The sequence below is a fragment of the Methanomassiliicoccales archaeon genome, from assembly GCA_013415695.1.
GTDB lineage: Archaea > Thermoplasmatota > Thermoplasmata > Methanomassiliicoccales > JAAEEP01 > JAAEEP01.
Map to the genome: position 1 here is coordinate 1 of JAAEEP010000004.1, position 24248 is coordinate 24248.

The 24248-nt window shown below is 51.4% G+C and carries 21 protein-coding genes; 9 read left to right on the forward strand and 12 right to left on the reverse strand.

What is annotated here, in order from left to right; genetic code table 11:
- Positions 1-171: 171 nt before the first annotated feature.
- Together GKC03_02790 and GKC03_02795 are read right to left on the reverse strand one after the other, a co-directional pair.
- The gene (locus GKC03_02790; protein ID NYT11463.1) at positions 172-2550 is read right to left on the reverse strand and encodes a hypothetical protein; all 2379 of its coding nucleotides are present in this window, start codon (positions 2548-2550) and stop codon (positions 172-174) included.
- Between the two features lie 325 nt (positions 2551-2875).
- The gene (locus tag GKC03_02795; GenBank protein ID NYT11464.1) at positions 2876-4921 is read right to left on the reverse strand and encodes a 4Fe-4S dicluster domain-containing protein; all 2046 of its coding nucleotides are present in this window, start codon (positions 4919-4921) and stop codon (positions 2876-2878) included.
- A 150-nt stretch (positions 4922-5071) separates the two neighbouring features.
- On the opposite strand from GKC03_02795, the gene GKC03_02800 reads away from it, so the two are divergent.
- Complete coding sequence (locus tag GKC03_02800) at positions 5072-5680, forward strand: hypothetical protein (GenBank protein ID NYT11465.1); 609 nt, start codon at positions 5072-5074, stop codon at positions 5678-5680.
- On the opposite strand, the gene GKC03_02805 is transcribed toward GKC03_02800, so the two are convergent.
- The 3 genes from GKC03_02805 to GKC03_02815 form a co-directional block, all read right to left on the reverse strand.
- Positions 5636-7552 (reverse strand): cation-translocating P-type ATPase, encoded by a 1917-nt coding sequence (locus tag GKC03_02805; GenBank protein ID NYT11466.1) that lies wholly within the window; start codon positions 7550-7552, stop codon positions 5636-5638. The genes GKC03_02800 and GKC03_02805 overlap by 45 nt on opposite strands.
- Positions 7553-7758: 206 nt before the next feature.
- Entirely contained in the window at positions 7759-9279 is a 1521-nt protein-coding gene (locus GKC03_02810; GenBank protein NYT11467.1) for a metallophosphoesterase, read from the reverse strand.
- Between the two features lie 5 nt (positions 9280-9284).
- Positions 9285-9734 carry a CBS domain-containing protein gene (locus GKC03_02815; protein ID NYT11468.1) on the reverse strand — a complete coding sequence of 150 codons (450 nt, stop codon included), beginning with the start codon at positions 9732-9734 and terminating at the stop codon, positions 9285-9287.
- Positions 9735-10390: 656 nt separating this feature from the next.
- On the opposite strand from GKC03_02815, the gene GKC03_02820 reads away from it, so the two are divergent.
- A complete protein-coding gene (locus GKC03_02820) occupies positions 10391-11524 on the forward strand; it encodes a zinc ribbon domain-containing protein (protein ID NYT11469.1) in 1134 nt (377 codons plus the stop codon).
- An 81-nt stretch (positions 11525-11605) separates the two neighbouring features.
- Positions 11606-12790, forward strand: a complete 1185-nt coding sequence (locus GKC03_02825; protein ID NYT11470.1) for a citrate (Si)-synthase — start codon at positions 11606-11608, stop codon at positions 12788-12790.
- A 126-nt stretch (positions 12791-12916) separates the two neighbouring features.
- On the opposite strand, the gene GKC03_02830 is transcribed toward GKC03_02825, so the two are convergent.
- The gene (locus GKC03_02830) at positions 12917-13246 is read right to left on the reverse strand and encodes a hypothetical protein (protein ID NYT11471.1); all 330 of its coding nucleotides are present in this window, start codon (positions 13244-13246) and stop codon (positions 12917-12919) included.
- 302 nt (positions 13247-13548) lie between these two features.
- Between GKC03_02830 and GKC03_02835 the strand changes: the two genes are divergently transcribed.
- The 5 genes from GKC03_02835 (at position 13549) to GKC03_02855 (ending at position 18089) form a co-directional block, all read left to right on the forward strand.
- Positions 13549-13734 (forward strand): hypothetical protein, encoded by a 186-nt coding sequence (locus GKC03_02835; GenBank protein NYT11472.1) that lies wholly within the window; start codon positions 13549-13551, stop codon positions 13732-13734.
- Positions 13735-13779: 45 nt separating this feature from the next.
- Positions 13780-14880, forward strand: a complete 1101-nt coding sequence (locus tag GKC03_02840) for a radical SAM protein (protein NYT11473.1) — start codon at positions 13780-13782, stop codon at positions 14878-14880.
- A 224-nt stretch (positions 14881-15104) separates the two neighbouring features.
- Positions 15105-16739, forward strand: coding sequence for a phosphoenolpyruvate carboxykinase (GTP) (locus tag GKC03_02845; GenBank protein ID NYT11474.1), 1635 nt, complete (start codon positions 15105-15107; stop codon positions 16737-16739).
- Between the two features lie 118 nt (positions 16740-16857).
- Positions 16858-17418: a flavodoxin family protein gene (locus GKC03_02850; GenBank protein ID NYT11475.1), complete on the forward strand. Its 561-nt coding sequence runs from the start codon at positions 16858-16860 to the stop codon at positions 17416-17418.
- Positions 17415-18089: an NAD(P)H-dependent oxidoreductase gene (locus GKC03_02855; protein NYT11476.1), complete on the forward strand. Its 675-nt coding sequence runs from the start codon at positions 17415-17417 to the stop codon at positions 18087-18089. The genes GKC03_02850 and GKC03_02855 overlap by 4 nt, the downstream gene beginning before the upstream one ends.
- Before the next feature lie 148 nt (positions 18090-18237).
- Here the strand turns inward: GKC03_02855 and GKC03_02860 are convergent, their stop codons facing one another.
- The 6 genes from GKC03_02860 to GKC03_02885 all read right to left on the reverse strand — a co-directional run bounded on the left by GKC03_02860 (position 18238) and on the right by GKC03_02885 (position 22974).
- Positions 18238-18378 (reverse strand): hypothetical protein, encoded by a 141-nt coding sequence (locus tag GKC03_02860; GenBank protein NYT11477.1) that lies wholly within the window; start codon positions 18376-18378, stop codon positions 18238-18240.
- Between the two features lie 308 nt (positions 18379-18686).
- Complete coding sequence (phoU, locus tag GKC03_02865; protein ID NYT11478.1) at positions 18687-19388, reverse strand: phosphate signaling complex protein PhoU; 702 nt, start codon at positions 19386-19388, stop codon at positions 18687-18689.
- Entirely contained in the window at positions 19389-20144 is a 756-nt protein-coding gene (locus tag GKC03_02870; protein ID NYT11479.1) for a phosphate ABC transporter ATP-binding protein, read from the reverse strand.
- A gap of 3 nt (positions 20145-20147) precedes the next feature.
- Positions 20148-21014 carry a phosphate ABC transporter permease PstA gene (gene pstA, locus GKC03_02875; protein ID NYT11480.1) on the reverse strand — a complete coding sequence of 289 codons (867 nt, stop codon included), beginning with the start codon at positions 21012-21014 and terminating at the stop codon, positions 20148-20150.
- The gene (pstC, locus tag GKC03_02880; protein NYT11481.1) at positions 21011-21877 is read right to left on the reverse strand and encodes a phosphate ABC transporter permease subunit PstC; all 867 of its coding nucleotides are present in this window, start codon (positions 21875-21877) and stop codon (positions 21011-21013) included. Before pstC ends, pstA begins: the two co-directional genes overlap by 4 nt.
- Before the next feature lie 197 nt (positions 21878-22074).
- Complete coding sequence (locus GKC03_02885; protein NYT11482.1) at positions 22075-22974, reverse strand: phosphate ABC transporter substrate-binding protein; 900 nt, start codon at positions 22972-22974, stop codon at positions 22075-22077.
- Positions 22975-23231: 257 nt separating this feature from the next.
- On the opposite strand from GKC03_02885, the gene GKC03_02890 reads away from it, so the two are divergent.
- Positions 23232-24230: a phosphate uptake regulator PhoU gene (locus tag GKC03_02890; protein ID NYT11483.1), complete on the forward strand. Its 999-nt coding sequence runs from the start codon at positions 23232-23234 to the stop codon at positions 24228-24230.
- Positions 24231-24248: the final 18 nt, after the last annotated feature.

Genomic DNA, 24248 nt, shown 5'->3' on the forward strand with positions numbered 1-24248 from the left:
TGGAAGGTTCACCACACTTCCCGAATATCAAATGGACACGGGTCGGGAAATAAGTTTTCATTAATGGAAAATCGCGAAAGTCGTCTGAATCATTACGATTTCCTGCGCCATGAAATGCTAAGTAGAAATTGATAATTGGGGGTTTCCCCCCATTATTCATGCTGCCTCAACTCAGAGGAATGTGGCCAAATACGCGCATATATCGTTGATCTTCATCGCGATTTCAGCCTGCACGGTAGGATCATTGATCCAGTCATTCCCTGGGTTACCGCCCAACGAACCGTCGACCTTCCATAGGAGGTCGTGCTGCAACTTGGTGATCGCGCCTTCGTATGCTCCCGCATCAACCATGTTGTGAAGAGCGTCGATCTTGTTGCTGAAAGCGTTCTTCAATCTATCGGGCGTGTGGTCGAAAAGACCATCATCCAGGCTCTGAATGTAATCATTCATGATGTCCAGAGCACCGTGAGCGTCCACGACGACCACGTCGAAGGTATCGAAGGATGATCCACCATCATCATCGACCACGGTCAGGTTCACAGTGAAGGTACCAGGAACCACATAAACATGGGAACCAGTGACCGTTCCAGATCCTCCGGACTCCACGACCGTGCCTGCATCCGATGTCATATCACCCCAATCCCAGACCGCAGAGTGGGTATCCTGGGTCCCAACATCCGTGAAACTGCCCAGGAAGTCAAGGGTGTGTACGATGGGCAATATGAACTCCGGGTTGGGTTGGCCCATGGAGTCGATGGATGTGACGGGATCCACATTGTTCACGATGACCGATGTGGAAGTGGATCCAGCGCTGGTATCGTCATCGACAACCCCTACGAGGATGATGTAGGTGTCCGACATGGTGCCGGTCGGGTTGTCATCCAGATACTGGTGGGTCTCGCTGAAGGTTGTCGTTCCAGCGGGATAGGAATAGCTCACGACTGGTCCTTCGCCCCAGTCTATTGTGATCGTGAATGTGTCCAAGGTCCCTGGATCCAACAGGGTTCCGCTTACCGTGGCAACTCCGTTCTCGTCAATCGTGTCCCCCAAGGCTGTGATGATGGGAGCAACATTGATCACGGTCACCGTCGTCGTCGTGGAGGTGGAGCCTCCGTCGTCATCCTCCAATGTGAGAGCGACGTTGTAGTTATCCCAGGGTGTTCCAGTGGGATCGTCGTCAAGGTACTGATGTGTCTCGCTGAAGGTCGTCGTTCCGGCGCTGTAAGTATATGTGACAACGCTTCCATCCTTCCAGTCTACCACCATGGCGAAGTCGTCCAGAGTACCCGGGTCGGAGATCGTGCCGCTGACGGTGGCGATGCCATCCTCAACGATTGTATCCCCCACGACCGTAATGGAAGGAGCGACGTTGTTGACTGTCACGGTGGTGATGTCCATGTCTCTCAGCCTTCCGTCGAAGACCTCCAGGTAGACATCTCCGGAGTAATCATCATCCCATACGTGGTTCGCGGTCGAACTGGATGCCCACGAGGTGTCCCAATCACCGTCTCCATCGAAGTCCCAACGATACAGGACCGAGTCGTCGTCGGTGGTACCGCCTCCGTTGAAGTTGATGACGGTTCCCTCATTCACAACGTAAGGACCTCCGGCATCAGCAACGGGACGGCTCTCCCCCGGGAACGGGTGAAGTGCAGTGACAGCGCTGATGTTCCATCCAGATCCGTAGTTGGGCATGTACCAGCGGTTCCAAATGGGATCCCAATCGACCTCGTAGTATCTCAGGTAATCATCCGGATCTACCTGATTCTTATGGCTGTCAGAATCGGATACCCACACCCCTAGGTAGTAATCCTCGGGCTCGGTCACTGGATTCTTGGCCGTATCGAAGTTGACACCCCAGCAGGTGATGGCATGACCTCCTGGTCCAGTTCTAGGATATATTCCAAGGCCCACCGCATATCCATCTTCAAGCCAGCTCTTGATATCGGGCAGGACATCGGCCGCTCCAGCAGATTGCTCGGTGTAATCGGTCCATGCGTACGAGGCGGACCAGAAATCACCACCTGCAACATCCTCGACCGACCAGTCACCGGTGTGCGTCGGGAGGTTGCCGTTGAACCACCACTGCAATCCGTATTGGACCAGACTCCCGTAGTCGGTGGTGTGGTCCACGTAGTACTGGAAGAAGTCATCGGTGCCTTCCATTCCGCCTACGAATCCCCAACCGGTCCATTCCAGCATGTTGGAGTCAGTGGCTGCCCAGCAGGCAAGGTCATCTTCATCGCCGGGGTTATCGGGAGCAGGATTACCTACTCCATCACTCCCGGGAGCTTTTTCCGCATCCGCCCAAAAACCGCCATGGTTCTCATAGAGCATATAGCTCGTTCCCGTGGCCGTATCGACCTCCTGTTCGATCCAGGCGGTCAGGTTCCCATCGAAATCAAGAACGTCTGGAATATCCCCGGTAGGCACCACGGCACGATCAATGTGATCGTGAGGTTCACAAGCAATAGCAGGTGCAGCCATGAAAGCTGTGAGCGCTAGCATGAAACCAGCGCAAATTATCAATCCTTTCTTCATGCTTGACATTCTATTAACCTCTAATTCAATTATCGATATTCCAATCGGACTTTCTTGTTCATTACCTCCTGCCTGGAGCCTAAGAAATTCTTATCCAGGCCGGATAATATGTATCTCTTGAACTTGGTCTATTCATATCTTTCGATGGCCGACCTACGATACTTCGTCGCTTCACTTTCCTTGGTGGAGAATGAAGTATAAGTGAGACCAAGATACTTAGGATACTGGATTGGGGAAGCGTTGTAATTCTGGAATAATATTTCCCACTTGTAGAAGTCGGTTCATGGGGAAGAAAACTTGAACAAAATGGCCCTTGAGCGGACATGATCTGTTCTTAGCGAGATACATCCTCGATCTTGCCTCTCTTGAGCAAATCCTGGACAAGGACCGCGAGGTCCATCACGACGATGTCATCCTCTTCCCTTGCGTCTTCTAAGTTCTTCCTGCAGAATGGACAGGCCGTGACCAGATAATCAGCACCTGTGGATTCAGCGGAATCAAGACGTTTTCGTGCGATCGCACAAGCAAGGTCTGGATGAGCCTTCTTCACTCCCGAGCCGGCGCCGCAGCAAATGCCCCTTTCCTTGATGAACTCCATCTCCCGCAACTCAAGGCCTGGAATCGATCGCAGCACCTTCCGTGGGGCTTCATACTCCCCACGGTGCCGCCCCAGGTCACAAGGGTCGTGATACGTGACAGAAATATCCTCACCTTCCAGCTCGATCGTTCCGTCCTCGATGAGATTGGACAACGTCTGGGAGATATGCTCCACCTCGATGTCGAAGTCATCGATGAACTCGCGGTACGAGGATATTGCGTTGAAGCATCCTGGACAGCTGGTGATTATCTTCCTGACACCTCTTGATTTCCACAGCTCCCAGTTCTTTCTGGCCGTTTCCTCGAAGAGATCCTCCGCCCCAAGCTTGGGTACGGGGGACCCGCAGCACCACTCATCTTCGCCCAAATAGGCCACATCGACTCCAGCCTTTCTCAGAATATCAATGGTAGCCAAGAGAATGTCGTTGGCATGGTATGAGGAATAGCAACCTGCGAAATAGAGGACTTCCCCGCTCTTTGGTAGATCCAGGTCCGAAGCCCATTCCTTCCTTCTGTTCTGTGGTTCGGCCCATGGATTACCGTTGTTTGATATGTTCCCTATCAACTCCTCGTGTCCAGATAGCGGTAGAACGCCGTTTTCATTGGCCCTCTTCCTAAGAGATCTCATCATCCTAGGCGTATCGACCTTTACCGGACAGATCTCTTTGCACAAACCGCAGTTCGTGCAGAAGGTCAATCCGCCCTCCACGCCCTCCTCCAGGCCGTCAAGCTCGGCCGAGAAGCAAACCCCTCTGCCGCCAAGGTAGGCGTGTCCCCCAAAATCACTGCCCATGATGTCATACACAGGGCACTGGAGCAGGCAGGCACCGCAGTTGATGCAGTACATGACCTCCCTGTCCTCTATGATCGAACGACCACTATCGACTAGGATCAACACTATCTCCTTGGGGCCGTGCATTCCGTAGAACAGCTGCTTCTCTATGTCGGCCGTCCTGCTTGGGGCGGCGATCACATCCACGAAGGAGCTGGTGAGGCTGGCCGTCCCGTAGAAGACCTGCAGCTTCACCAGGTTCATCGCCTCCACTAGGTTTGGAACCACCTTCTCCATTGCGGAGACCACTATATGTTTGGTTGGCCTTCGGGCGCAAAGGGAGATGTTGCCCTCGTTGTGAACGATGACCATCGCCCCCTCCTCCGCGGCGATGAAGTTCGCCCCGGTAAGGCCGATCTTAGCTCGGGAAATGTAATCGGCTATCTCCTCCCGGATGGCCATTGTGAGGGATTTCGGGTCTGGATCTACCTTTTTACCCAGGTGATTCTCGAGGATGGAGGCGACCTCGTATCGAGTGAAATTGGCCGCGGGACCGGTGGGGTGGACTGGCTTCTGTCCTGAGAGCTGGACTATCCTGTCGCCTGCATCGGTCTCGATTACCTCGATCCCCATGCTCTCGAGGTAGGGCGTGAGGCCGATCTCCTTGGTCACATTCGACTTTGACTTCACCAGGAGGGTCTCGCCTTCCAGCTCCTCGAGGACCAGCTCTCTTGCTTCCTGGGCATCCCTTGCCACGATCACCCTTATGCCGTTCTCCTCGAGTCGCTCTATCGCCTTTTTGACATAGGAGGGATCGTTCATGCACAGCTCCCTGGCTCTCCTGGCCATCTCCTTGCGTTGCTCCAATCCCTCGATCATTGGAGCGATTCGTTCCTGGTTCAAAACATCGTTCCTGAAGGCGGATCTCATTCCTTCGAAATAGGAAGGGTTCTCAATGGCCTTGAGAACCTTCTTTCTGAGGCGCCCTTCTAAATCGGCTGAGTCGTTCATGTGACATCACACAACAAGTTTATGGCAGAGCTTCATAGACACTTAGATTTACAAATTAATTATGGAGATATGAGACAAGCGACTTTGGAGATTGAATCGAGGATTAAAAGCTTGGATATACACAGATTCTGATTACCATATTGTGAAGATATGGACATACAAGTGCTGATCTATGATAAATTCTGCGATTTCGAGGTGACCGTGGCGCTATCCTGGATGAACAAGCAGAATATTGTCACGATTGGGTTGGAGGATAGGAAGTTCATCAGCGAATCTAAGTTCACGGTCACACCCGACCTCACCATATCAGAGGCCATTCCAGGTGATGCAGACCTCCTAATAATACCGGGAGGGACTCCTGGGAAATATATTAAGAGTATCGATGGCGAGAATGTGGAGCTGTTATTCCATCACATCAGATCATTGGACAGGAAAGGAAAACTTCTAGGAGCCATATGTGGGGGACCGGAGTTCCTCGCACTTGCAGGGGTGCTGAAAGGGAAGAGGATAACCCATGGCTTAGATGATCAATCGCACCCCTCCTTCGATGGAGCTATCTATGTTGATGAGCCCTTGGTGGTGGATGGAAATATCATAACGGCCAAAGGTAACGCCTTCATCGAGTTTGGACTAGTACTAATGGACCTATTGGATCTTTTTGAATCCGAGGAGGAGCGTCAGAACGACATCGATTGGCTGCTCCAGAGCGGGAACCTAGGGATCTCTTCCCGCCCGCACACCGTTGGCGACCGCGATTAACTCGGAAGCCTCGTGGAAGATGACGGCGGTCGCCACAGAGAGAACTCCCAGTAGCGCTGAGGGGATCAGGATGGCCAGCACGATTATCGAGAATGCTATGTTCTGCCTGCCTATGATGCGGGCCCTCCTTCCCATCCTCACCGCGTATGGTACCCTGGATATGTCATCGGACATCAGCGCCACGTCCGAGGCTTGGATGGCGGCATCGGTACCCGCCGCTCCCATGGCTATCCCCACTGATGACTCCGCTAGGGCTGGAGCGTCGTTGATGCCATCGCCCACCATTGCCACGATGCCGCATTCCTCCTTCAGCTCTCTGATGGCCTCTATCTTTTGCTCGGGTGTCAGCTCAGCCCTCACAACATCGATCCCCACCATATCGGCAATGGAGGATGCCGCGATGCGGTTGTCTCCTGTGAGCATCACCGTTCTTATGCCCAGCACATTCAGCTCCTCGACCGCGGACCTGCAGTCCGTTCTCGGCTCGTCCCGGAAGGCGATGATTCCGAGAACATTCTTTGCAGTCCCGACCAGGACGGCTGCCTTTCCCTCTCTCTCCAAGGAATCGAGTATCTGAGGGTCGGGCAAGGGGGTTTCCATCTCGTTGAATATGGAAGGCTGCCCGACATAGATCTCGTCACTTCCTATGGACGCCCTGACTCCAAACCCTATCAGAGAGACGTGGTCGGAGCCTTCCAACAGTTCCACCTTGTCGAGTCTGGCCCGCTCGAGAAGGGCTCTTGCCAGAGGGTGCTGGGACCTCCGCTCGGCACTGGCAGCCAGCTGAAGCACCTCCCGCTCCTCCCTCGAGATCGGCACCACATCGGTCACCATCGGATAACCGGTGGTGATGGTCCCGGTCTTGTCGAACGCGACGCAGCTCACCTTTCCAAGGTTCTCCAGGTGCACCCCTCCCTTGATGAGCACACCGCTTCTCCCAGAACGGCCGATTCCCGCGGCGATGGCCACCGGGGTGGACATGACCAGTGCGCATGGCGCAGAGGCCACCAGGAATATCACGGACCTCTCCACCCAATCGTCGATCTCCCAACCCAGCATGAAGGGGAAAACGACCAAAAGACCTGCGATTAGAAGGATGAGAGGGGTGTACACCCTCCCGAAGCGTTCGATGAACTGCTGGGACCTGCCCTTGACCTCCTGGGCCTCCTCGACAAGATGGATGATGCGGGAGATGGTGTTGTCCTCGAACTCCCTGGTCACCCTGACCTCGATGGATCCTTCCTGGTTCACGGTTCCAGCGAAGACCTCCTGACCCTCGCCCTTCTGGACCGGGATGGACTCGCCAGTCACTGGAGACTCGTTGATGCTGGTCCTCCCGTTGACTATGATCCCGTCGGAGACCAGGTACTCTCCCGGTAGTATCACCACGATGTCGCCGACATGGAGCTCCTCCGCCGGAACCTCCCTCTCCCTGCCACCATCCAGAACCGTCGCGGTCCTGGGGACCAGATCGAGCAGGTCCCTTATCGATTCCCTGGTCCTGGTGTAGGTGGCCTCCTCCACTCCCTCGGCCGCACCGTACAGGACGGCCAGGAAGGCGGCCTCCTCCCAGAGCCCTACGGCCGCGGAACCGATGAGGGCGAACAGCATCAGGATCCCGATGTTCACTCTCCTCTCCTCGATCAGGACCTCGAACGCCTCCCAGCCCCAATGATAACCGCCCAGGAGCATAGAGACGATGTAGGGTGGGATGGTCACCCAAGAGGGAATATCGGTCAGAAGATGAATTGTGAACGTCACCGCGGCGATGACTCCCCCCATGAGGGGGTACCTGATGATGGGGTAGGATATCCATTCCAACCTCTTGTGACCGGGGGAAGCATGCCTCTGATCCTCGGATCCAGTGACCATATCAGTCTGATAAATGACACGCATCTCTATTGATGCTTGCTACGATCATACCGCGACCCTGGTTCCATAGGAAAATGGCATCCAGGCATCTGCCGATTCGGTCATTGCTGGTGGATTCACCACAAGTATCAGACCGGAGAATGGAGCCGTTCATACGGAGGATTATGATCGGGCACTCGGGAAGATCCACCAGGTACCTTTGCAGTCTAGGATGACCTGTCGAACGGTGCCGGCGCCCTTCGCCTGTCCCAGATGCCCAGCAGCCTGCGGTTGCCCCACAGGCTGTTCACCTCTGATATCGCTATCGCCCCCTCGTAGATGTCTATCAGGTTGAACGAGTTACCGAACAGGCTCCTCTGATAGGGGCTGCTCAGTGAGTTAGCGTTTACCACTATGGCATCGTTGACCATGGCGGCGTTGGCATGCGAGGACGTCCCCGTCAGAACGAGATCGACCCCGGAATCGACCAATGTCTTGAGGACATCCCCGCTGTCCTCCAGCAAACCCTTCTCCCTGCTGTGAGGCACTGGCAACACATTATGGTGCAAGAACACGACCTTGGTCCGCTCCTTTGCCTTATTCAACCTCTCCTCCAGGTTCCTTCGCTCGAAGGCCCCAATCGACCCCGAAAGGGAGTCGTACTGAGGGGAGTACAGACCAAGGAAAAGAATCTCCCCGTTGGAGAACTCCTGCTCGAAGGGTCCAAAATAAGTCTGGAACAGATGGTATCCGAGGTAGTTGATGTCCCTTCCTGCGGGTGAGAATACGATCGGGATCTCACACTCCGAGAACAGCTCGAATGCCTTGTCGTAATAGAGGGGGATGCCCTCCCGCACGATGCCGCCGCAGTGCACTATGATATCTGGCGATAGCTCGCATATCTTGGCCATTGCATTCTTGAACTGGACCTCGAGGAAGGCGTTGGTGTCTGAGATGAAGGTATTGGACATGTGTACTACCCTGAACACCCTCTTCCCGAAGTAGGAGTACACCCTCTTATCCTTCCTTGGCAAGGAGGCGATCTCGTCCCTCCTTCCAATCCTCCGGGTAACTATCCTCTGCCCATCCTCGCCAACCTCTATGATGTTCATCGAGTTGACATCCCCGTAACGTGTCTTGGTACCGGACACTGTACCGGCGTTGATGAACACCGTGTTCTCTATCCTGTAGAGATTGGGATAATGTCGATGCCCTGACAGCACGAGGTCCACATCGCCCTTGATGACCAGATCCAGGATGTCCCCCGCGTTCAGCAGTATATTCCTCTCCCTTCCACTGAGAGGTACTGGAATGATATGATGGTGCATGGCCAGGACCTTTACGCGCTTGTCGCTGTACTCGTTCAGGGCGTCCTTTATCATGTTGAATTTGACCATCCCCACCCTGCCCTCGTTACCGTCCTCGAAGGCGCTGTTGACATAGATTATTAAAGCATCCCCGATCTCTCGGATCCCGTTGGGTGGGCCGATATACTTCTCGAAAAGTTCCAGGCCCCCCGCTCTAGCGTCGTGATTGCCTGGCATGAATATGACGGGAGTCTTCAGACCCGAGAACAGATCCCTCGCTTTCTCATACTCACTCAGCATCCCGGTTTGGGTGACATCGCCTGTATGTATTACGACGTCGAAATCCCCATTCATGATCTCCTCGATGATCGTCACCAAAGAGGGCTCGTTGAAGTGGGCCTCGGAGCCCACGTGGGTGTCCGAGATATGAAGGATGCGCATGATCTCTACTCCCTAGAGATGAATGTCTCGATCTTCTGCCTGCTAATGTCCTCAAGGTCTCGTAGGGTAACTATGCCCTCGACCTCTCCGTCATTGGTCACCACCAGCCTGGTCACCCTCTTCCGGGACATTGTGTCCAATGCTTCCCTCACAGTGGTGTTGATGTCCACAGATATCGGATCGGGGGTCATGATTTCTTCCACCGGGGCATCCATGGTAACTCCATCCGCAACTGCTCGCTTAATGTCAGAGTCGGTCATGAAGCCCACGATCTTTCCATCCCTGGTTATCACCAAGAAGCTGATGTCGAACTCGACCATCCTCTGTACCCCCACCCTGATTGGAGTTCCGGCTATTACCCCAATGAGCCTCTTGGTCACCATGTTCCTTATCGGCTCGTTCATCATCTTTCCCATCGAATGGCTGTGTAGCATTTCACCAAACCTCCCTGGCATGCAGAATCTTGAGGTTCATTTCTGATCATTCCCTTATTTCATTTATTGAATGCACATCCAGGCGATAAAATGTTGTGTGATGAATCAGAATCAAGTACCTTTGCTAGGAAGTGCGATAAGCGATCAGAACGGAATCCAGTCAGGATTCGGTCGCGTTCATCAAGAACAGCATGGTGAAGCTTCTAGGCGTCAGGACCAAGTGGAGTATTCCAGCCTCCAACTTGGTGGGAGTGCTCCACGGACTCATGATCGCTCTGTCATTAACCACATGGATCACCGCGCGGATCATCATGGATCATACGGCCTAAGATCTGATGTCTCAAGGGTAAGAACCAGTGGCCTTCGGCCTCCTCGATAATGTGTTCCAGGCATCCGCGGACATGAGGTGACAAGCGTGTTGATCCTCTCAGAGATCGTCCTTCACGCTCTCTTCTCCGCCTCATAATCACCGAGCTCAGGAGGAGATATATGATGAGTTTCTACATTTCGTGGCATCGACCTGGATTGCGTCCCTTTTCTCTGACATCTTTGCGGTCTTCGTGAGCGGTTCATTCTGAAATTGATCAGTCAGTATCAGAGGCTGGCATCCCTCCGAATATTTTTTATTGATGACGATTACTTATATCTCGTACTGCATCTTGATGAGAGGTTTCATCATGAGGTATTGTCCATCATGCGGTTCCGCAAACGAGGATTGGGCTATTTTCTGCATCACCTGCGGGAACGGCCTGCAGACATACCAACAAACTTACGAACCTCAGGAGACCCAGGAAACATATACCGCCTACCCAGAAATACCTCCTCAAGCACCTTCACCATACGCACCTCCGAGAAGAAAGAGGACAGGAGCTGCTTTCGGGGCGATCCTCATTGCTGCAATATTGATCATCGCCGCTGTGGTGATATTCCTTCCAGATATTCCATTTGGAAATGGAGTTCCCACTCTGATCAACCCAGCCGATGGGGCGACGGTTGACAGCCACTACCCAACCTTCACCTGGACAGCGGTCTCAAAGGCCCAGGGGTACGAGATCGCCATTTTGGAGGAAGGTGACATCCTAGTTATTGGCGGGGAGTTGCTATCCAACAGCTTCGATTCCATCTCATACATCGAGGATGGGATCTATGAATGGTCGGTCCGGGCAAAGGTTGGTGATAGCTGGTCGGACTGGTCCGAGACATGTGTATTCTTCGTGGGCACCTCTACCCTGAATAGACACTACGAGTGGCAATTTGAAGGGCGCTCCTGGACATGGGACATGATGATACCGGCCAGTCAATATTACTACTATAAGGACCAAGTTCGAACCTATGACTACGCGTCGTACATGACCGAGGACAATGATTACATCGAATCTCTTGCCCAGGAATTGAAGGACTGCGCGGACAACGAGGGGTGGTCCTCATTTCAGCTGGTGAGCTTCACCCTTGCCTTCGTTCAGAGCCTGGAGTACACCTCTGACAGCGTAACCACTGGATATGATGAATATCCAAGGTATCCCATCGAAACCCTTGTGGACGAAGGGGGAGACTGCGAAGACACCAGCGTGCTTTTCGCAACGCTCATCCAGGCCGATCCCATTAACACAGATGCCGTGCTGTTGATATTGCCGGCGAATAATCCAGAGCATATGGCTGCGGGCGTTGCGGGGGGAAATGGCATTCAGGGCGCCTACTACGAGTACGACGGACGAAACTATTATTACTGTGAGACCACTGGAGAAGGATGGATGGTTGGAGACATCCCGGATGACTATCAGTATGTGACCGTGCAGATCATTCAGGTTTGATTTTCAGGGAACGAGTGAAGAATCCAGCCGTCTTCGCAAAACAATCATATGGAGAACAGGAATGAGAATTGAACAGGAGGAATGCTGGCTTTGGAAGAGGGTTACGATCTAGAGAACACAGGGCTCAGGGGCGTGAGCGCTGCGACCACTAGGGTTAGCATGGTTGACGGTGAAAGGGGACAGCTCTTCTACCGCGGATACAACATAGAAGATCTCGCAACGAAATCGAACTTCGAGGAGGTCGCCTACTTGCTGGTCCACCAGAAGATGCCCAACAGGAAGGAGCTTGAAACCTTCTCAAGAACTCTCGCGGAAAGGAGGAAACTCCCGGGAAAGCTTCTATCCATGCTTGAGAACTATCCAAAAAGCGCCTGGACGATAGATGTCCTTCAGTCAGCTGTAGCCGTCATGGGGGACCTGATACTCTACAAGGAAAAGGGAACGAGAGAGCTTGACTTGCAGCAAGGGACATCCATAATCGCTAAGATGCCATCACTGGTGGCAGCCTGGTACAGAATGAAGAATGGATTGGAAATTGTGCAGCCGGATCAGGGGCTCTCGCACGCCGCGAGCTTCCTGTACATGCTCAATGGAGAGAAACCGGAACCTGAGATGGCCAGAGTATTCGATGCCTCTATGGTGCTGCACGCAGAACACACCTTCAACGCTTCCACATTCACTGCAAGGGTGATCGCTTCCACGGGAGCTGACATCTTCGCTGCGGTTTCGGGCGCTATTGGTTCCCTGTCAGGAGAACTCCATGGTGGTGCTAATGAAAAGGTCATGCTCAATCTAATGAATATCGGGGAGCTTGAGAAGGTGGAAGCCTGGGTCAACGAAGCCCTCGAAAAGGGTGTGAGAATCGCCGGCATGGGGCACGCCGTCTACAGGACCATGGACCCTAGGGCTCGGATCATCAGGACTATGCTCGATGATCTTCCCGACAAAGGAGGGAAGTGGCTGGAAATGAGCAGGATGATAGCCGATATCTCTCATCAGCAGATCCTGGAAAGGAAGGGCCTGTCACTATACCCTAATATCGACCTCTACAGTGGTGCGCTCTACTACTCGCTTGGCATTCCATCGGTTCTGTTCACCCCTGTATTCGCAGTTGCTCGTACCACAGGATGGGTAGCTCACTTCTTGGAAGAGAAGTATCCTACACCTCCCGTCAAACCTGTACTCTACCGTCCTTCCGCTACCTACATCGGACACTACCACGGTGATACTGGGCGAAGATATATCCCCATTGATGATAGGAAATAAATATCTCGATCGCCCCATAAACAATCAACCGATTATCTGGGACGGAAATCAACGACCCAGAGCTCAAGCTAAGTAGAGGCTTGAAAGGAATACTTGAATCTGCTGCCTCTTAGGGTCCCGTCGATTTCACTCGGGCGCAGCTGCCATCACTACCATGACCACGATTGCTAGCAGCAATATGAGCGCCGCAGGAGGCCAGTATTCCATTGAAAGAAACACAAGAATCCCCATTGCGATGACAGATGCGGCTGCCACTACGGTGCCCTTCTTGCCCTTTCTTCTCCTTTTCGCTACGGCCTTGGGTGCTTCCTTCAGTATGACCTTGCCTTTGAACTGATATCCACAGTGAGGGCAAACGTCTACTTCCCAGGGTACTGACTGGCGACAGCTAGGACAGGTTGGCTCGATTATCTCCTCATAAGGTGTCTCCTCGACCACATCTGATGTGATACCCATACTGATTAAACCCCCCTTTACTCCGTTTGGTAAGAAGAATTATTGACCCGTTGATATATAGAGTTGTTGATAAACATCTTTCTTAACGGAATCTCGAGTACAATATTCGTGATAGGATTCCAGTTTTAATCAAGATGTCCGATGTCGAGAAGAGAGTCCTATTAATCTTCGCTCATAACTCAGCCAGTTTCCAGAAAGCGGAAGTATTAATGAACGACTGAAAGAGGGGTAAGTACAAGAGAGAAAGCATAGGCACGGAGCTCAGAAAGGTCAACGCCTATGCATTAATGACGATGGACTAGATGGACATCGACATCTTCAAACGCCTGTCCAAGAACCATGATTTGTCCGATGGTCGGGACTTCGACTTCACGGTCACGGTATGCTTCAATGATCCTTATCAGAAGTCTGGATCAGAGGAAGGGATCATTCAGGAGTTCGGGTGGGTCAGCGAAGTTATCTGGAATTGCTTGAAGGACAATTTCTAGTGGCCAAACAGGTTTTATAGTTGAGTCGACCCAGTAAGTATATCGATGAGAAGCAAAGCATTCTCGACCTGCCGACTTTGCGGTTCTGAGCGAATGGAGATATCCTTAGAGCTGGGCGTATGTAGGGAGTGCTTGCTTCAAGAGGAGAAGGCTAGAGCGATTGCAGAGCTGGTGCATAACAAGAGTAGGAGACGATTCGGCCTTCTCGAGTCCCCTCCAGGGAAAGGCATTCCATGCGGCCAGTGCGGAAATGGTTGCTCGATACCTACTGGAGAAACTGGTTACTGTGGAGTGAGGTGGGCCAAGAATGATGAGGTGTTGGGTCTGCCTAACCAAGAAGCTCTGGTCACTGCATATGATGATCCACACCCCACTAATTGCGTGGCGGATTGGGTATGTCCAGGAGGAAGCGAAGTCGGATTCCCGAGGTACTCGCACACTCCAGGACCAGAGAGGAGATTCGTGAACCTGGCCGTATTCTACGGAGCCTGCACATTCGACTGCCTCTTCTGCCAGAACTGGCATTTTCGAGAGATGACGAGCTCCCTCCAACCAAGAATGTCTTCAGAATCAATAGCACGTATGGTCAGTCCAATGACCTCTTGCATCTGTTTCTTTGGTGGAGATCCCACTCCTTTCATTCAGCATTCAATATCTGTGGCCGAGCTTTCCAGAGAAGTGAAGGGGATCAGAAGGATGTGTTGGGAGACCAATGGGTCAATGTCCTCAAAATGGGCATTGAGAATAGGTGAAATAGCCTTAGAGACAGGGGGGTGTGTCAAGATCGACCTAAAGGCGTTTGACGATCGAATGCACAGGGCACTGTGTGGAAGGAGCAATAGTCAAACACTGGAGAACCTGAAAATCCTTGGTGAGATGACTGATAAAAGAAGGGAAGTGCCTTTGCTGGTGGTCTCGACGCTCATGGTTCCGGGTTACGTGAACGAGGATGAGATCACCTTGATCTCCAACTACCTTGCAGAAATCGATCCTACGATCCCTTATTCTCTTCTTGCATTCCACCCTGCCTACTTGATGAACGATCTTCCCACCACCTCGAGGAGTCAGGCGGAGGCGTGCTTCAACGCGGCATTAGAGGCCGGAATGGAGAATGTCAAGATAGGTAATGAATGGCTGTTACGGTGATTTTGCGTGTCTGATATATTCATCCGTCATTAGTATTGTCCGAAATTCGTAATTAAACCTACGATATCATAATGGAATGCTTCGGATATCATCTACCATTTTTGTACATTGACCATTACGGGACAGATTTGCTAGGCAATGTTTATTTAAGGAATTTCCGAAGGGGGTTGGCCAGGGTACAACCCTGCGGCCAATGGATTGATAATATCTGTGGAGGCCATTCATTGAAGCCTGCTGAACTCCAGGAACTGATCGAGACCATCAATAACCTGCCCAGTATGCCGAATGTCACAATACCTAATCATTCTGATCTTAGGAGGGAGGCCGAGCAGTATGCCCAAGTCACAGAGTTTGGCAACCATGCTTTCGCTTCTTGCGTCAAGAACCGATCGGCGGGACTTACCGTCTACATTGGTGAGGGGGAGATACCCCAGAAGAAACTCAATTCCGACCAGGAATCCATCCTCCGGAAACTTCCAAAGACCCTTGAAAAAGTACGGAGATACCTGGAGAAGGCTCCCCTATATCAACTGAGACTCACAATGGGTGATAATTCGGAGTTCACCCCCCATTGCACCATGTTCCTCTCCAGATACAAGAAGGAATGCTGCAGGCTTGCGTACATGGCGGCCCAGACCCTTTTCGAGCGAAGTGACACACCGGGTCCAGAGATGACCCTGATCGACATACCTGAGTGGCAGGAGAAGGATAGGCAGATCCTGGTGTTCCCCGATGAGCGGCTAACATTGGTGCTCGGTAGCGATTACTATGGGGAGGTGAAGAAGGGGTTCCTTCGAATGGCCATGTGGGAGGCCAAGAAGAGGGGGATGCTGGGCCTTCACGCAGGCTCAAAGATGATACGAGCCATGGGCAGAGATGGCAAGCTCAGAAGGATTGGAATGATCATTTTCGGTCTGACCGCCACGGGTAAAACAACGCACTCCTGCCACAATCATGATCTAGATGGCGAAGGGGAGGGCGTTGAGATCGTTCAGGATGATGTTGTATTCCTTCACAAGGACGGCTCGGCCCTCGGCAGTGAGCGGGGTTACTTCATCAAGACCGACGGTCTCACACTTGATGACCAACCCCTCCTGTACCACGCGGCGAGTCAGAAGGACGCGCTCTTCGAGAACGTGCTTGTGGATTATCAGGGAAAGGTGTACTTCCAAGACGAGACCCTCACTGGAAACGGTAGAGGAATTATCCAGAGACGCGACCTTGGAGACAGCATGAGCCCCAAGATCAACCTTCCATCACTGAAGGAGATGGACAAGCTAATCGTGGCCTTCATCACCAGGAGGAACACCGTTCTGCCTATTGCGACCAGGCTTACTCCGGCCCAGGCAGCTGGTGCCTTCATGTTGGGAGAATCGATCGAGTCAACCGGGGGGGATCCCAAAAGGGCAGGAGATTCCGTCAGGGTAGTGGGAACCAACCCATTCATCATCGGTGACGAGTCGACTGAGGGCAACTGGTTCTATGACTTTCTGATGGAGACCAAGGAAAAGGTAGAATGCTACCAGTTGAACACTGGTGGCGTTGGTGAGATAATGGAGAGACTTCCTGATGGCACAAAGAAGATGATTAGGAAGGTCACCAGAGTTGAGATATCCGAGATGGCGAGCATCATCCGGGGAATATGCAGGGAGACCATAGACTGGATAGGTGAACCCAACTTCGAGACCATGGTTCCCAGAAGTGTCGAAGGAGCGGATCTGGACCGTTTGGACCCTCTCAGATTCTACGAGAAGGAAGAGGTGGAGAAGATGGTCAGACAACTCAGAAAAGAGAGAGTGGATTACATGTTGAGGTTCAAGAATCTCAATAAGGACATATTGGATTCGTACACTGAGTGAATCCCTCTTTATCAGACATTATTCAAGAACTGATTTCACCATTGCCTCAGGAAAGATAATTTACTTGTTCTTCATTGAAACACACAAGTCACGAGGTGGGAACCTGAAAGCCCTGATCATGAATGGAGGCGAACCTGACGACGTGCTGTTGAAGGAGATCGCCGAGTTTCTCTCGAAAGCTTTGGGAGAAGAGGATTGGGAGATAGACATCCTTGAACTGGGAGATATGGAAATAGCCGGATGCATGGGATGTTTTCGGTGCTGGATAGAGACCCCTGGGATTTGCGTGACTGATGATATCTCAAGGGAGATCACCCGGAAGATGATATCCAGTGATCTGCTCATCTATTTGACACCGATAGTCTTCGGCGGATACTCGTATCATCTGAAGAAGGCGGTTGACCGCATGATATCCAATGTCCATCCATTCTTCGTGAAGGTCAATGGTGAGATCCACCACGGAAAGCGATATGATCGATACCCTTCATTAACTGGCATAGGAATAATTGATTATCACAGCGAGCCAGAAGAGAGGACATTCAGGGAATTGGTTGCCCGAAACGCGATGAACATGCACGCACCCAGATTCTCATCAGCAGTAATTGTCAGAACCAATACCGCAGAATCGAGACAAGAGAATCTTGTGAAACCTCTCAGGAATGTGGGGGTAGTCGAATGACCATCAAGAAAGCCCTTCTTTTAGTAGGGAGTCCCAAGGGGAATGGGAGCAATTCTTACTCGTTAGGATCTTTTCTCATGAAGAAACTTAGCGAAAATGGGGTTGAGACAACCACCATGATGGTCAAGGACATGCTTGGGTCTGAGGGGAGGATCAAAGATATGCTTAGGGAGATCGATATTACAGAGCTCATTGTCCTAGCCTTCCCGCTTTATGTCGACAGCCTTCCCGCTATGGACATCAAACTTCTCCAAATCATCTCAGAACACCGCTCCGGTTCAACCGATAAGAAAGGATTCATTCCGATAGTGAATTGCGGATTTCCCGAGGTACACCATAATGGAACCGCGATATCCATATGCAGAAACTTCGCCTCAAGGGCGAATCTTGAATGGAGAGGTGGTCTTTCTCTAGGGGGTGGAATGGCCATTGCCAGTAGACCATTGGAAGAAACTGGTGGTGTTACTCGTAACATTATCAAGTCCCTGAAGATGGCCGCCCAATCTCTAGCCATGGGAGAGCCGATACCGAAGGAATCTGAGGAGAGGATGGCCCTTCCCGTCGCCCCCAAATGGATATTCATAAGAGTGGGTAACAGATGGTGGAAGAAGCAAGCGAAGGAGAACGGGGTTGAGAATGAGCTGAATGCTCGTCCGTATGCCGATGATTAGTACCCTACGATCCTAGATCTGGAAGCTGGATCGACGTCCCCCCTATGACCTGTATTTATAGCAAACAAGTTATCAATTCGGGCAGGCCATCGGTTTTCGACCTTGGTGCGAGTGATAGGAAGACCTTCCTATTGCTGGGAGGAAGAGCTCAAGACATCCAGTTGGCATATGCGCATTGTATGCAGCGCTCTGCCACTAGTTCTTCGTCCTGAAAAAGCTTCTCGGTTCTCGCTCCACAGAACGGGCAGGATTCATCCGAAAGCTCCTCTCGATCTACCTGCACCTCCATGATGGCAGTGATTTAGCATCCCTCCGGAGATTTTTATTCTCCGTGTTAAAACAAATAGTGCATTCTACTTATAGATTTTGAATTGAGATGGCCATCTGAGAATCGAATGGAGTTGATGGTACTAGAGTAAGAAGCGAGTTGAAGAAGTCTTTCCCAGCAACTTCAATTCATCAGGACGCCCTGCTTGAACTCCTCCCAACATATCTTGTTGATGAACTCGCGGAGGCGCTTCTTTGGATCCAACTCTAAGTCTTTATGGTGTTAATAGTTAGATATTGAATGATTAGATCGAATGCCTCATGGGTTCTTCATTTTCCGGACTGATCATCAGGTTCAGCACATATCTGGGTCCAGTCCCTGGCCTTCAACCGCTTTCCTGTGACCATGTACGCCACCCTCTCTCCGATATTCACCGAGTGATCTGCGATCCTTTCCAGGTATCTAGCCACCAGAATGTAGTATGTCCCAAGGGTTGTCTTCCTGGGATCCTCCATCATGTAGGATAACGTCTCTCGGAGGATACTCTCCCAGAGATGATCCACCTCGTCGTCCTTATCGTATAGTTCTTGGGCTTCCTCGGCATTGCGGTGAACGTAGCTCTCGACCGCCTGCGTGACCATGGCCACCACCTTCTCCCCCATGAATGGAATGGAGACCAGCTTCTTGAAGTGTGTTTGATCGTGGAAGTTCTCCGTGAACTCTGCAATGTCGAGCGCATAGCGACCTATTCGATTGAGATCAGTGATGATCTTCAAGCATGTGGAGACTGTTCTGAGGTCACTAGCAACGGGAGCATGGAGAGCGATCACATCCAAGCAATGTTTCTCGATACGGATGTCCCAGCAGTAGATCTCAACGTCAAGCTGTTCCACCTCATTCATGAGGTCCTTGTCCATTTTCACGAAAGCTCTAACTCCTTTCTCGATGGCCTCGACCGCCAGACGGGCCATCTGAGCGACCTCGTAATCCAGCTTCTCGAGTTCCTCGGTGAAAACTCTCCTCGATGTCATTCAACCCATCCTCCCGGTGATATATTGTTCCGTGAGATCTTCCTTGGGATTCTCAAAGAGCCTCTTGGTGTTCCCGTACTCTATCAGTTTTCCTAAGTAAAAGAAAGCTGTCTTGTCTGCGACCCTTGCTGCCTGCTGCATGCTATGCGTTACTATGACCACGGTATAGTCTTTCTTAAGATCTATCAGCAGGTCTTCTATCTTCGCTGTGGCTATTGGGTCCAGGGCAGAGCAGGGTTCGTCAAAGAGCACGATCTCGGGTTTTATCGCCAAAGTCCTGGCAATGCATAATCTCTGCTGCTGACCGCCTGAGAGGCTGTAGGCAGACTTATTCAATCGCTCCTTGACCTCATCCCACAGAGCGGCCCGCTTCAGACTCCATTCTACAATGTCAGACAGTTCCTTCTTGTCCCTGACCCCGTGTATCTTGGGACCATACGTGATGTTATCGAAAATGGACTTGGGGAAAGGATTGGGTTTCTGAAAGACCATTCCGATCCTCTTCCTAATATCAACGACATCCACATCCTTGTCGAAGATGTCCTTTCCATCCACAAGGATGTTCCCCTCCGTTATGCATTTGGAAATCGTATCATTCATGCGGTTTATGCTACGTACAAAGGTGGACTTGCCGCAGCCGGAGGGGCCGATGATAGCGGTGATCATATTCTCTTTGATCTTGAGGTTGACGTCCTTGAGAGCCTGATTTTCATCGAACCAGACGCTGAGGTCGCGCACATCAATCTTAGTATCCATTCGTTACCACCTGTATTTCTCTCTGTATTTTTTCCTAATTATGATCGCAAAAAGATTCATTCCTAGTATTATCATTAAAAGCACCACAGCGGTTCCGTAAGCGATTTGCTTCCCTAATTCCAGATCAGCCATCTGTGTTGACATCGTGAATATGTGATAGGGAAGAGCCATGAACTTGTCAAAGACAGAGCTTGGAAGTGAACTCATGTAGAACCAAGCTCCCGTGAGAAGGATCGGTGCGGTGTCTCCCGCTGCCCTTGAGAGGGATAGTATGACTCCAGTCATGATTCCCGAAATGGAGTACGGGAGGATGTGATGCCGTATTGTTTGCCATTTAGTGGCTCCAAGGGCCAATGATGCCTCCCTAAGTGAGTCAGGGACTGCCTGGATTGCCTCTCTTGCCGCGGCGATCACCAAAGGAAGGACGAGAAGGCTCAACGTCAATCCCGCTGCTAGCAGACTGAGCCCAAAGTTCAAGAAGTAAACGAAAAGGCCTACTCCCAACAGACCATATACTACGGAAGGAACTCCGGCTAGATTATGCAGGGCGGTCCTCCAGATTTTCGAGAAGGTCCTAGATGGTTGATACTCGACAAGGTATACGGCAGAGAGTACCCCAATAGGTATAGAGACGAAAAGCACGATGGACATGAGGTATAAAGTCCCCACTATGGCGGGATATATGCCTCCCTCCTTCATTCCGTCGCGAGGAAACTGGGTGAGGAAATCCCAGCTGATCATGCTTATGCCTCCGCTGAACATGTAGAATAGAAGCACGACAAGGGCCAGCACAACTAAGGCTCCGCAAATCCGAAAGAGCATGAAAAGCGTCTTCTCCTTCCGTCTCCTGCGCGCCAGATTGCCGCTCATCGGTACACCTCCACGAACTTCGCGTTGACCCAGTCCGCTAGAATGTTGACGATGAAAGTGATGACGAACAGAACCACCCCTACAGCGAATAGAGTATTGTAGTGTATGGCGAATTGCGAGACCTCACCCATCTCGATGGCGATAACGGCTGTCATGGTCTCGACCGAGTGAAGCGGATTCAGGGTGATGACCGCCGTGTTGCCCGTGGCCATAAGTACAGTCATGGTCTCACCGATTGCCCTGCCTAGCGAGAGTACGATGGCAGCGATTATTCCCGAAAGGGCGGAGGGTATCATGACCCCCTTTAACGTCTCCCATCTTGTTGCGCCTAGTGCGTATGATGCCTCCTTAATCTCCCTGGGCACGGAGTTGAGAGCGTCCTCGGAGAGCGAGACCATTATGGGGATCATCATCACCGCAAGCATTATCGATCCGTTGAGGGCATTGAGCCTGGTGGTGGAATCGAATAGCAGATCGATCCAGTCTGCCAAGATAACGAGTGCGAAGAAACCATAGATCACAGAGGGGATGCCGGCTAGAATCTCAATGATGGGTTTGAGAAAGCCTCTGATCCTGGGATGGGCGATTTCATGGATATACAGGGTACAACCCATACCTATGGGTATGGCTATGAAGGAAGCCATCAGACTCACTATGAACGTGCCCCAGATCAGTGGCAGCATCCCATATTGAGGATTGGACGGTGAAGTGGGATTCCATACGGTCCCGGTGAGCATCTTGAGCGGTCCGATTTCAACGAATGCGGGAAGTGAGCTGTATATCAGAAATATCAGGACCAAAGCGAGTGTCACTATGGAGACTACTCCCGCACAGAACAGAGCGAATTTGATCCACTGTTCCATATCTCGGAAGGAAAAGACAATGTTGATGAATCTCTCCATGGGCTTGATCGGACATGGTGACTCCTTATTCATGGAGCATCAATCCCTTGATCGAATGATAGAACAATGATCCATGTGGGTCCTTGTGATGGGCACAAGGATCTGAATGGAATGGAGGGAACGGGGGACTTGGCGACCCTATGATTCTATCCTCAGAATCAGCCTTCAAGTTTCGCCAACTCCTCTTCAAGCACTTCTTGTCCAAGCGGATAGAAACCGAGCTCCTCTACGACAGCCTGACCTTCTGGGGAAAGTATCCATGAGATCCATTGATACACAGAACCAGAGGGTATGCCATCAGTGTAGAGGAACAGGAACCTTGAAAGGACGTAATCCCCGGAATACACAGCATCAGGATCCAGAGGTGAGTAATACGGTCCTCCTTCCTCAGAGGCAAGGCCGATCATCTTGATATCGGATGAGGAACCGACATAGCCGATGCCGACATAGCCGATGCCTCCACTGTCCAGTCTTACAGCGTCGACGATGGCAGCGTTTCCTGATATCTGCTGCATATCAAGACGGTAGTCCTCATTTTGGAGTATCTCATCCTGGAAGTAACCATATGTTCCAGAGGTGGACTGCCTTCCATAGGCTACAATTCTGAGATTGGGACCTCCAAGCTGATCCCAGTTGGTGTAGGTACCATTGTATATGCCTTTCAATTCCTCAACCGTCAGACCAGCAAATGGGTTGTTTCCGTTCACAATAATAGCGATCCCGTCGATCGCCACACGGAACATCAATGGGTCCACACCTACGGAAAAAGCCTGGTCCAACTCGGACTGTTTGATCTCTCTGGAGGCTTGAGCCACATCTACCTGGCCCGAGATGAGCGCGGCGATGCCTGTCCCGGTTCCTCCACCGGTTATCTGGATACCGATATCTGGGTTCTCATTCGTGAACCGTTCAGCGGAGTTCTGCATGAGTTCGAGGAGCGTGTCAGACCCTTTCTGGCTGACACTGTTGGTTCCGGCACCTCCAACGAGAATTATGAAGAAACCGATAGCTGAGAAGAGTATGATCAATACAATCATCAGAGTTCGGATTTTGCTCATCGATCCCTTCCCCATGTGTCGTTTCGATGTGGGTATGATTTAGCAACAATCCAAGATACTTGGTCGCAAATGTGTCCTTTAAAAACATCTCTTTTACTCAGATGCATGTGTGATGAAGTGATAAACAAAGAAGTTATATTTACATTACCTAATTTGTATATTCATGAGCATATTCATATCCTTTCGAATATATACTATAAATATATGCATTTGAATACATACTTGATTTCCTGAATATCATAGGGAGGTCGAGTGAAATGGAGATCCGCAAGATCCAGAAGACCGGTGTATCAACAATGACAGTCTCGCTTCCAAAGAGATGGGTGCAAGAGCAGGGTCTCAAACAGGGAGATCCTCTCGAGGTAAACGTACTTCGTGACGGATCCTTGTCTTTGAATAGTGTCATTGGTGAAAGGGACGAGCAGGTTCGCAAGATAGTGAATGTCGACAAGGATGAAGTGGGGCAGCACCTCATGAGGAAACTCATTGCCGCTTACCTTGCGGGTTACGACATCATCGAGGTTCGATCGACAGCAAGGCTGGATTACGAACTAAAGAGGGAGATCAAGGAATTCTCAAGACTGGTCATTGGACCAGAGGTAATTGAAGAGACCAGTAACTCCATTGTCCTTCTCGATCTATCCGACCCGGCAGAGCTTCCTCAACGCAAGTGCGTCAGGAGGATGCACCTGCTAGTCAATTCTATGCACAGGGATGCTATCACGGCATTTGAAGAGAATGATGATAGCCTTGCAAGGGATGTCATAGACCGAGACCTGGATGTTGATAGGCTTTACCTTATGGTGGTGAAACAGTACAACCTCATCCTCAAGGACCGCAGGATAAGCGAGAAGATCGGCGTGGATGTCTTCGAGGGGATGAACCTTATGCTGGCTGCAAGGCTCATCGAGAGAATAGGGGACCACGCTGAGAAGATTGCCCGCACTTCGCTGATGCCCCATGATGAGGGGGACGACAAAATGCGGAAGAACCTGAGAGGACTCAGCGAGAGGGCGGTCAAAATACTGGATAATGCTGTGGAATCTCTTTTCAAGAGGGATATCGATGAGGCGAACCTGGTCATAGATGAGGGGAGCAAGCTGGTTGAGGACTGCGAGCTGCTGAAGCCTGGGGGGGACATCAAGGGATGCACGAGCCTCAATGAGAACACTATATTGGACAGCATTCTCAGAACTGCCATGTACTCAATCGATATCGCGGAGACCGCCATCAACCTCACGATAAACAAGGACTAGGACCAGATCCTCAACATC

Bases quoted from the DNA above. Each gene is read 5' to 3' on its own strand.
- GKC03_02790 (NYT11463.1), bottom strand. From the start codon at position 2,550: ATGTCAAGCATGAAGAAAGGATTGATAATTTGCGCTGGTTTCATGCTA.
- GKC03_02795 (NYT11464.1), bottom strand. From the start codon at position 4,921: ATGAACGACTCAGCCGATTTAGAAGGGCGCCTCAGAAAGAAGGTTCTC.
- GKC03_02800 (NYT11465.1), top strand. From the start codon at position 5,072: ATGGACATACAAGTGCTGATCTATGATAAATTCTGCGATTTCGAGGTG.
- GKC03_02805 (NYT11466.1), bottom strand. From the start codon at position 7,552: ATGGTCACTGGATCCGAGGATCAGAGGCATGCTTCCCCCGGTCACAAG.
- GKC03_02810 (NYT11467.1), bottom strand. From the start codon at position 9,279: ATGCGCATCCTTCATATCTCGGACACCCACGTGGGCTCCGAGGCCCAC.
- GKC03_02815 (NYT11468.1), bottom strand. From the start codon at position 9,734: ATGCCAGGGAGGTTTGGTGAAATGCTACACAGCCATTCGATGGGAAAG.
- GKC03_02820 (NYT11469.1), top strand. From the start codon at position 10,391: ATGAGGTATTGTCCATCATGCGGTTCCGCAAACGAGGATTGGGCTATT.
- GKC03_02825 (NYT11470.1), top strand. From the start codon at position 11,606: ATGCTGGCTTTGGAAGAGGGTTACGATCTAGAGAACACAGGGCTCAGG.
- GKC03_02830 (NYT11471.1), bottom strand. From the start codon at position 13,246: ATGGGTATCACATCAGATGTGGTCGAGGAGACACCTTATGAGGAGATA.
- GKC03_02835 (NYT11472.1), top strand. From the start codon at position 13,549: ATGGACATCGACATCTTCAAACGCCTGTCCAAGAACCATGATTTGTCC.
- GKC03_02840 (NYT11473.1), top strand. From the start codon at position 13,780: ATGAGAAGCAAAGCATTCTCGACCTGCCGACTTTGCGGTTCTGAGCGA.
- GKC03_02850 (NYT11475.1), top strand. From the start codon at position 16,858: ATGAATGGAGGCGAACCTGACGACGTGCTGTTGAAGGAGATCGCCGAG.
- GKC03_02855 (NYT11476.1), top strand. From the start codon at position 17,415: ATGACCATCAAGAAAGCCCTTCTTTTAGTAGGGAGTCCCAAGGGGAAT.
- GKC03_02860 (NYT11477.1), bottom strand. From the start codon at position 18,378: ATGGAGGTGCAGGTAGATCGAGAGGAGCTTTCGGATGAATCCTGCCCG.
- phoU (NYT11478.1), bottom strand. From the start codon at position 19,388: ATGACATCGAGGAGAGTTTTCACCGAGGAACTCGAGAAGCTGGATTAC.
- GKC03_02870 (NYT11479.1), bottom strand. From the start codon at position 20,144: ATGGATACTAAGATTGATGTGCGCGACCTCAGCGTCTGGTTCGATGAA.
- pstA (NYT11480.1), bottom strand. From the start codon at position 21,014: ATGAGCGGCAATCTGGCGCGCAGGAGACGGAAGGAGAAGACGCTTTTC.
- pstC (NYT11481.1), bottom strand. From the start codon at position 21,877: ATGGAACAGTGGATCAAATTCGCTCTGTTCTGTGCGGGAGTAGTCTCC.
- GKC03_02885 (NYT11482.1), bottom strand. From the start codon at position 22,974: ATGAGCAAAATCCGAACTCTGATGATTGTATTGATCATACTCTTCTCA.
- GKC03_02890 (NYT11483.1), top strand. From the start codon at position 23,232: ATGGAGATCCGCAAGATCCAGAAGACCGGTGTATCAACAATGACAGTC.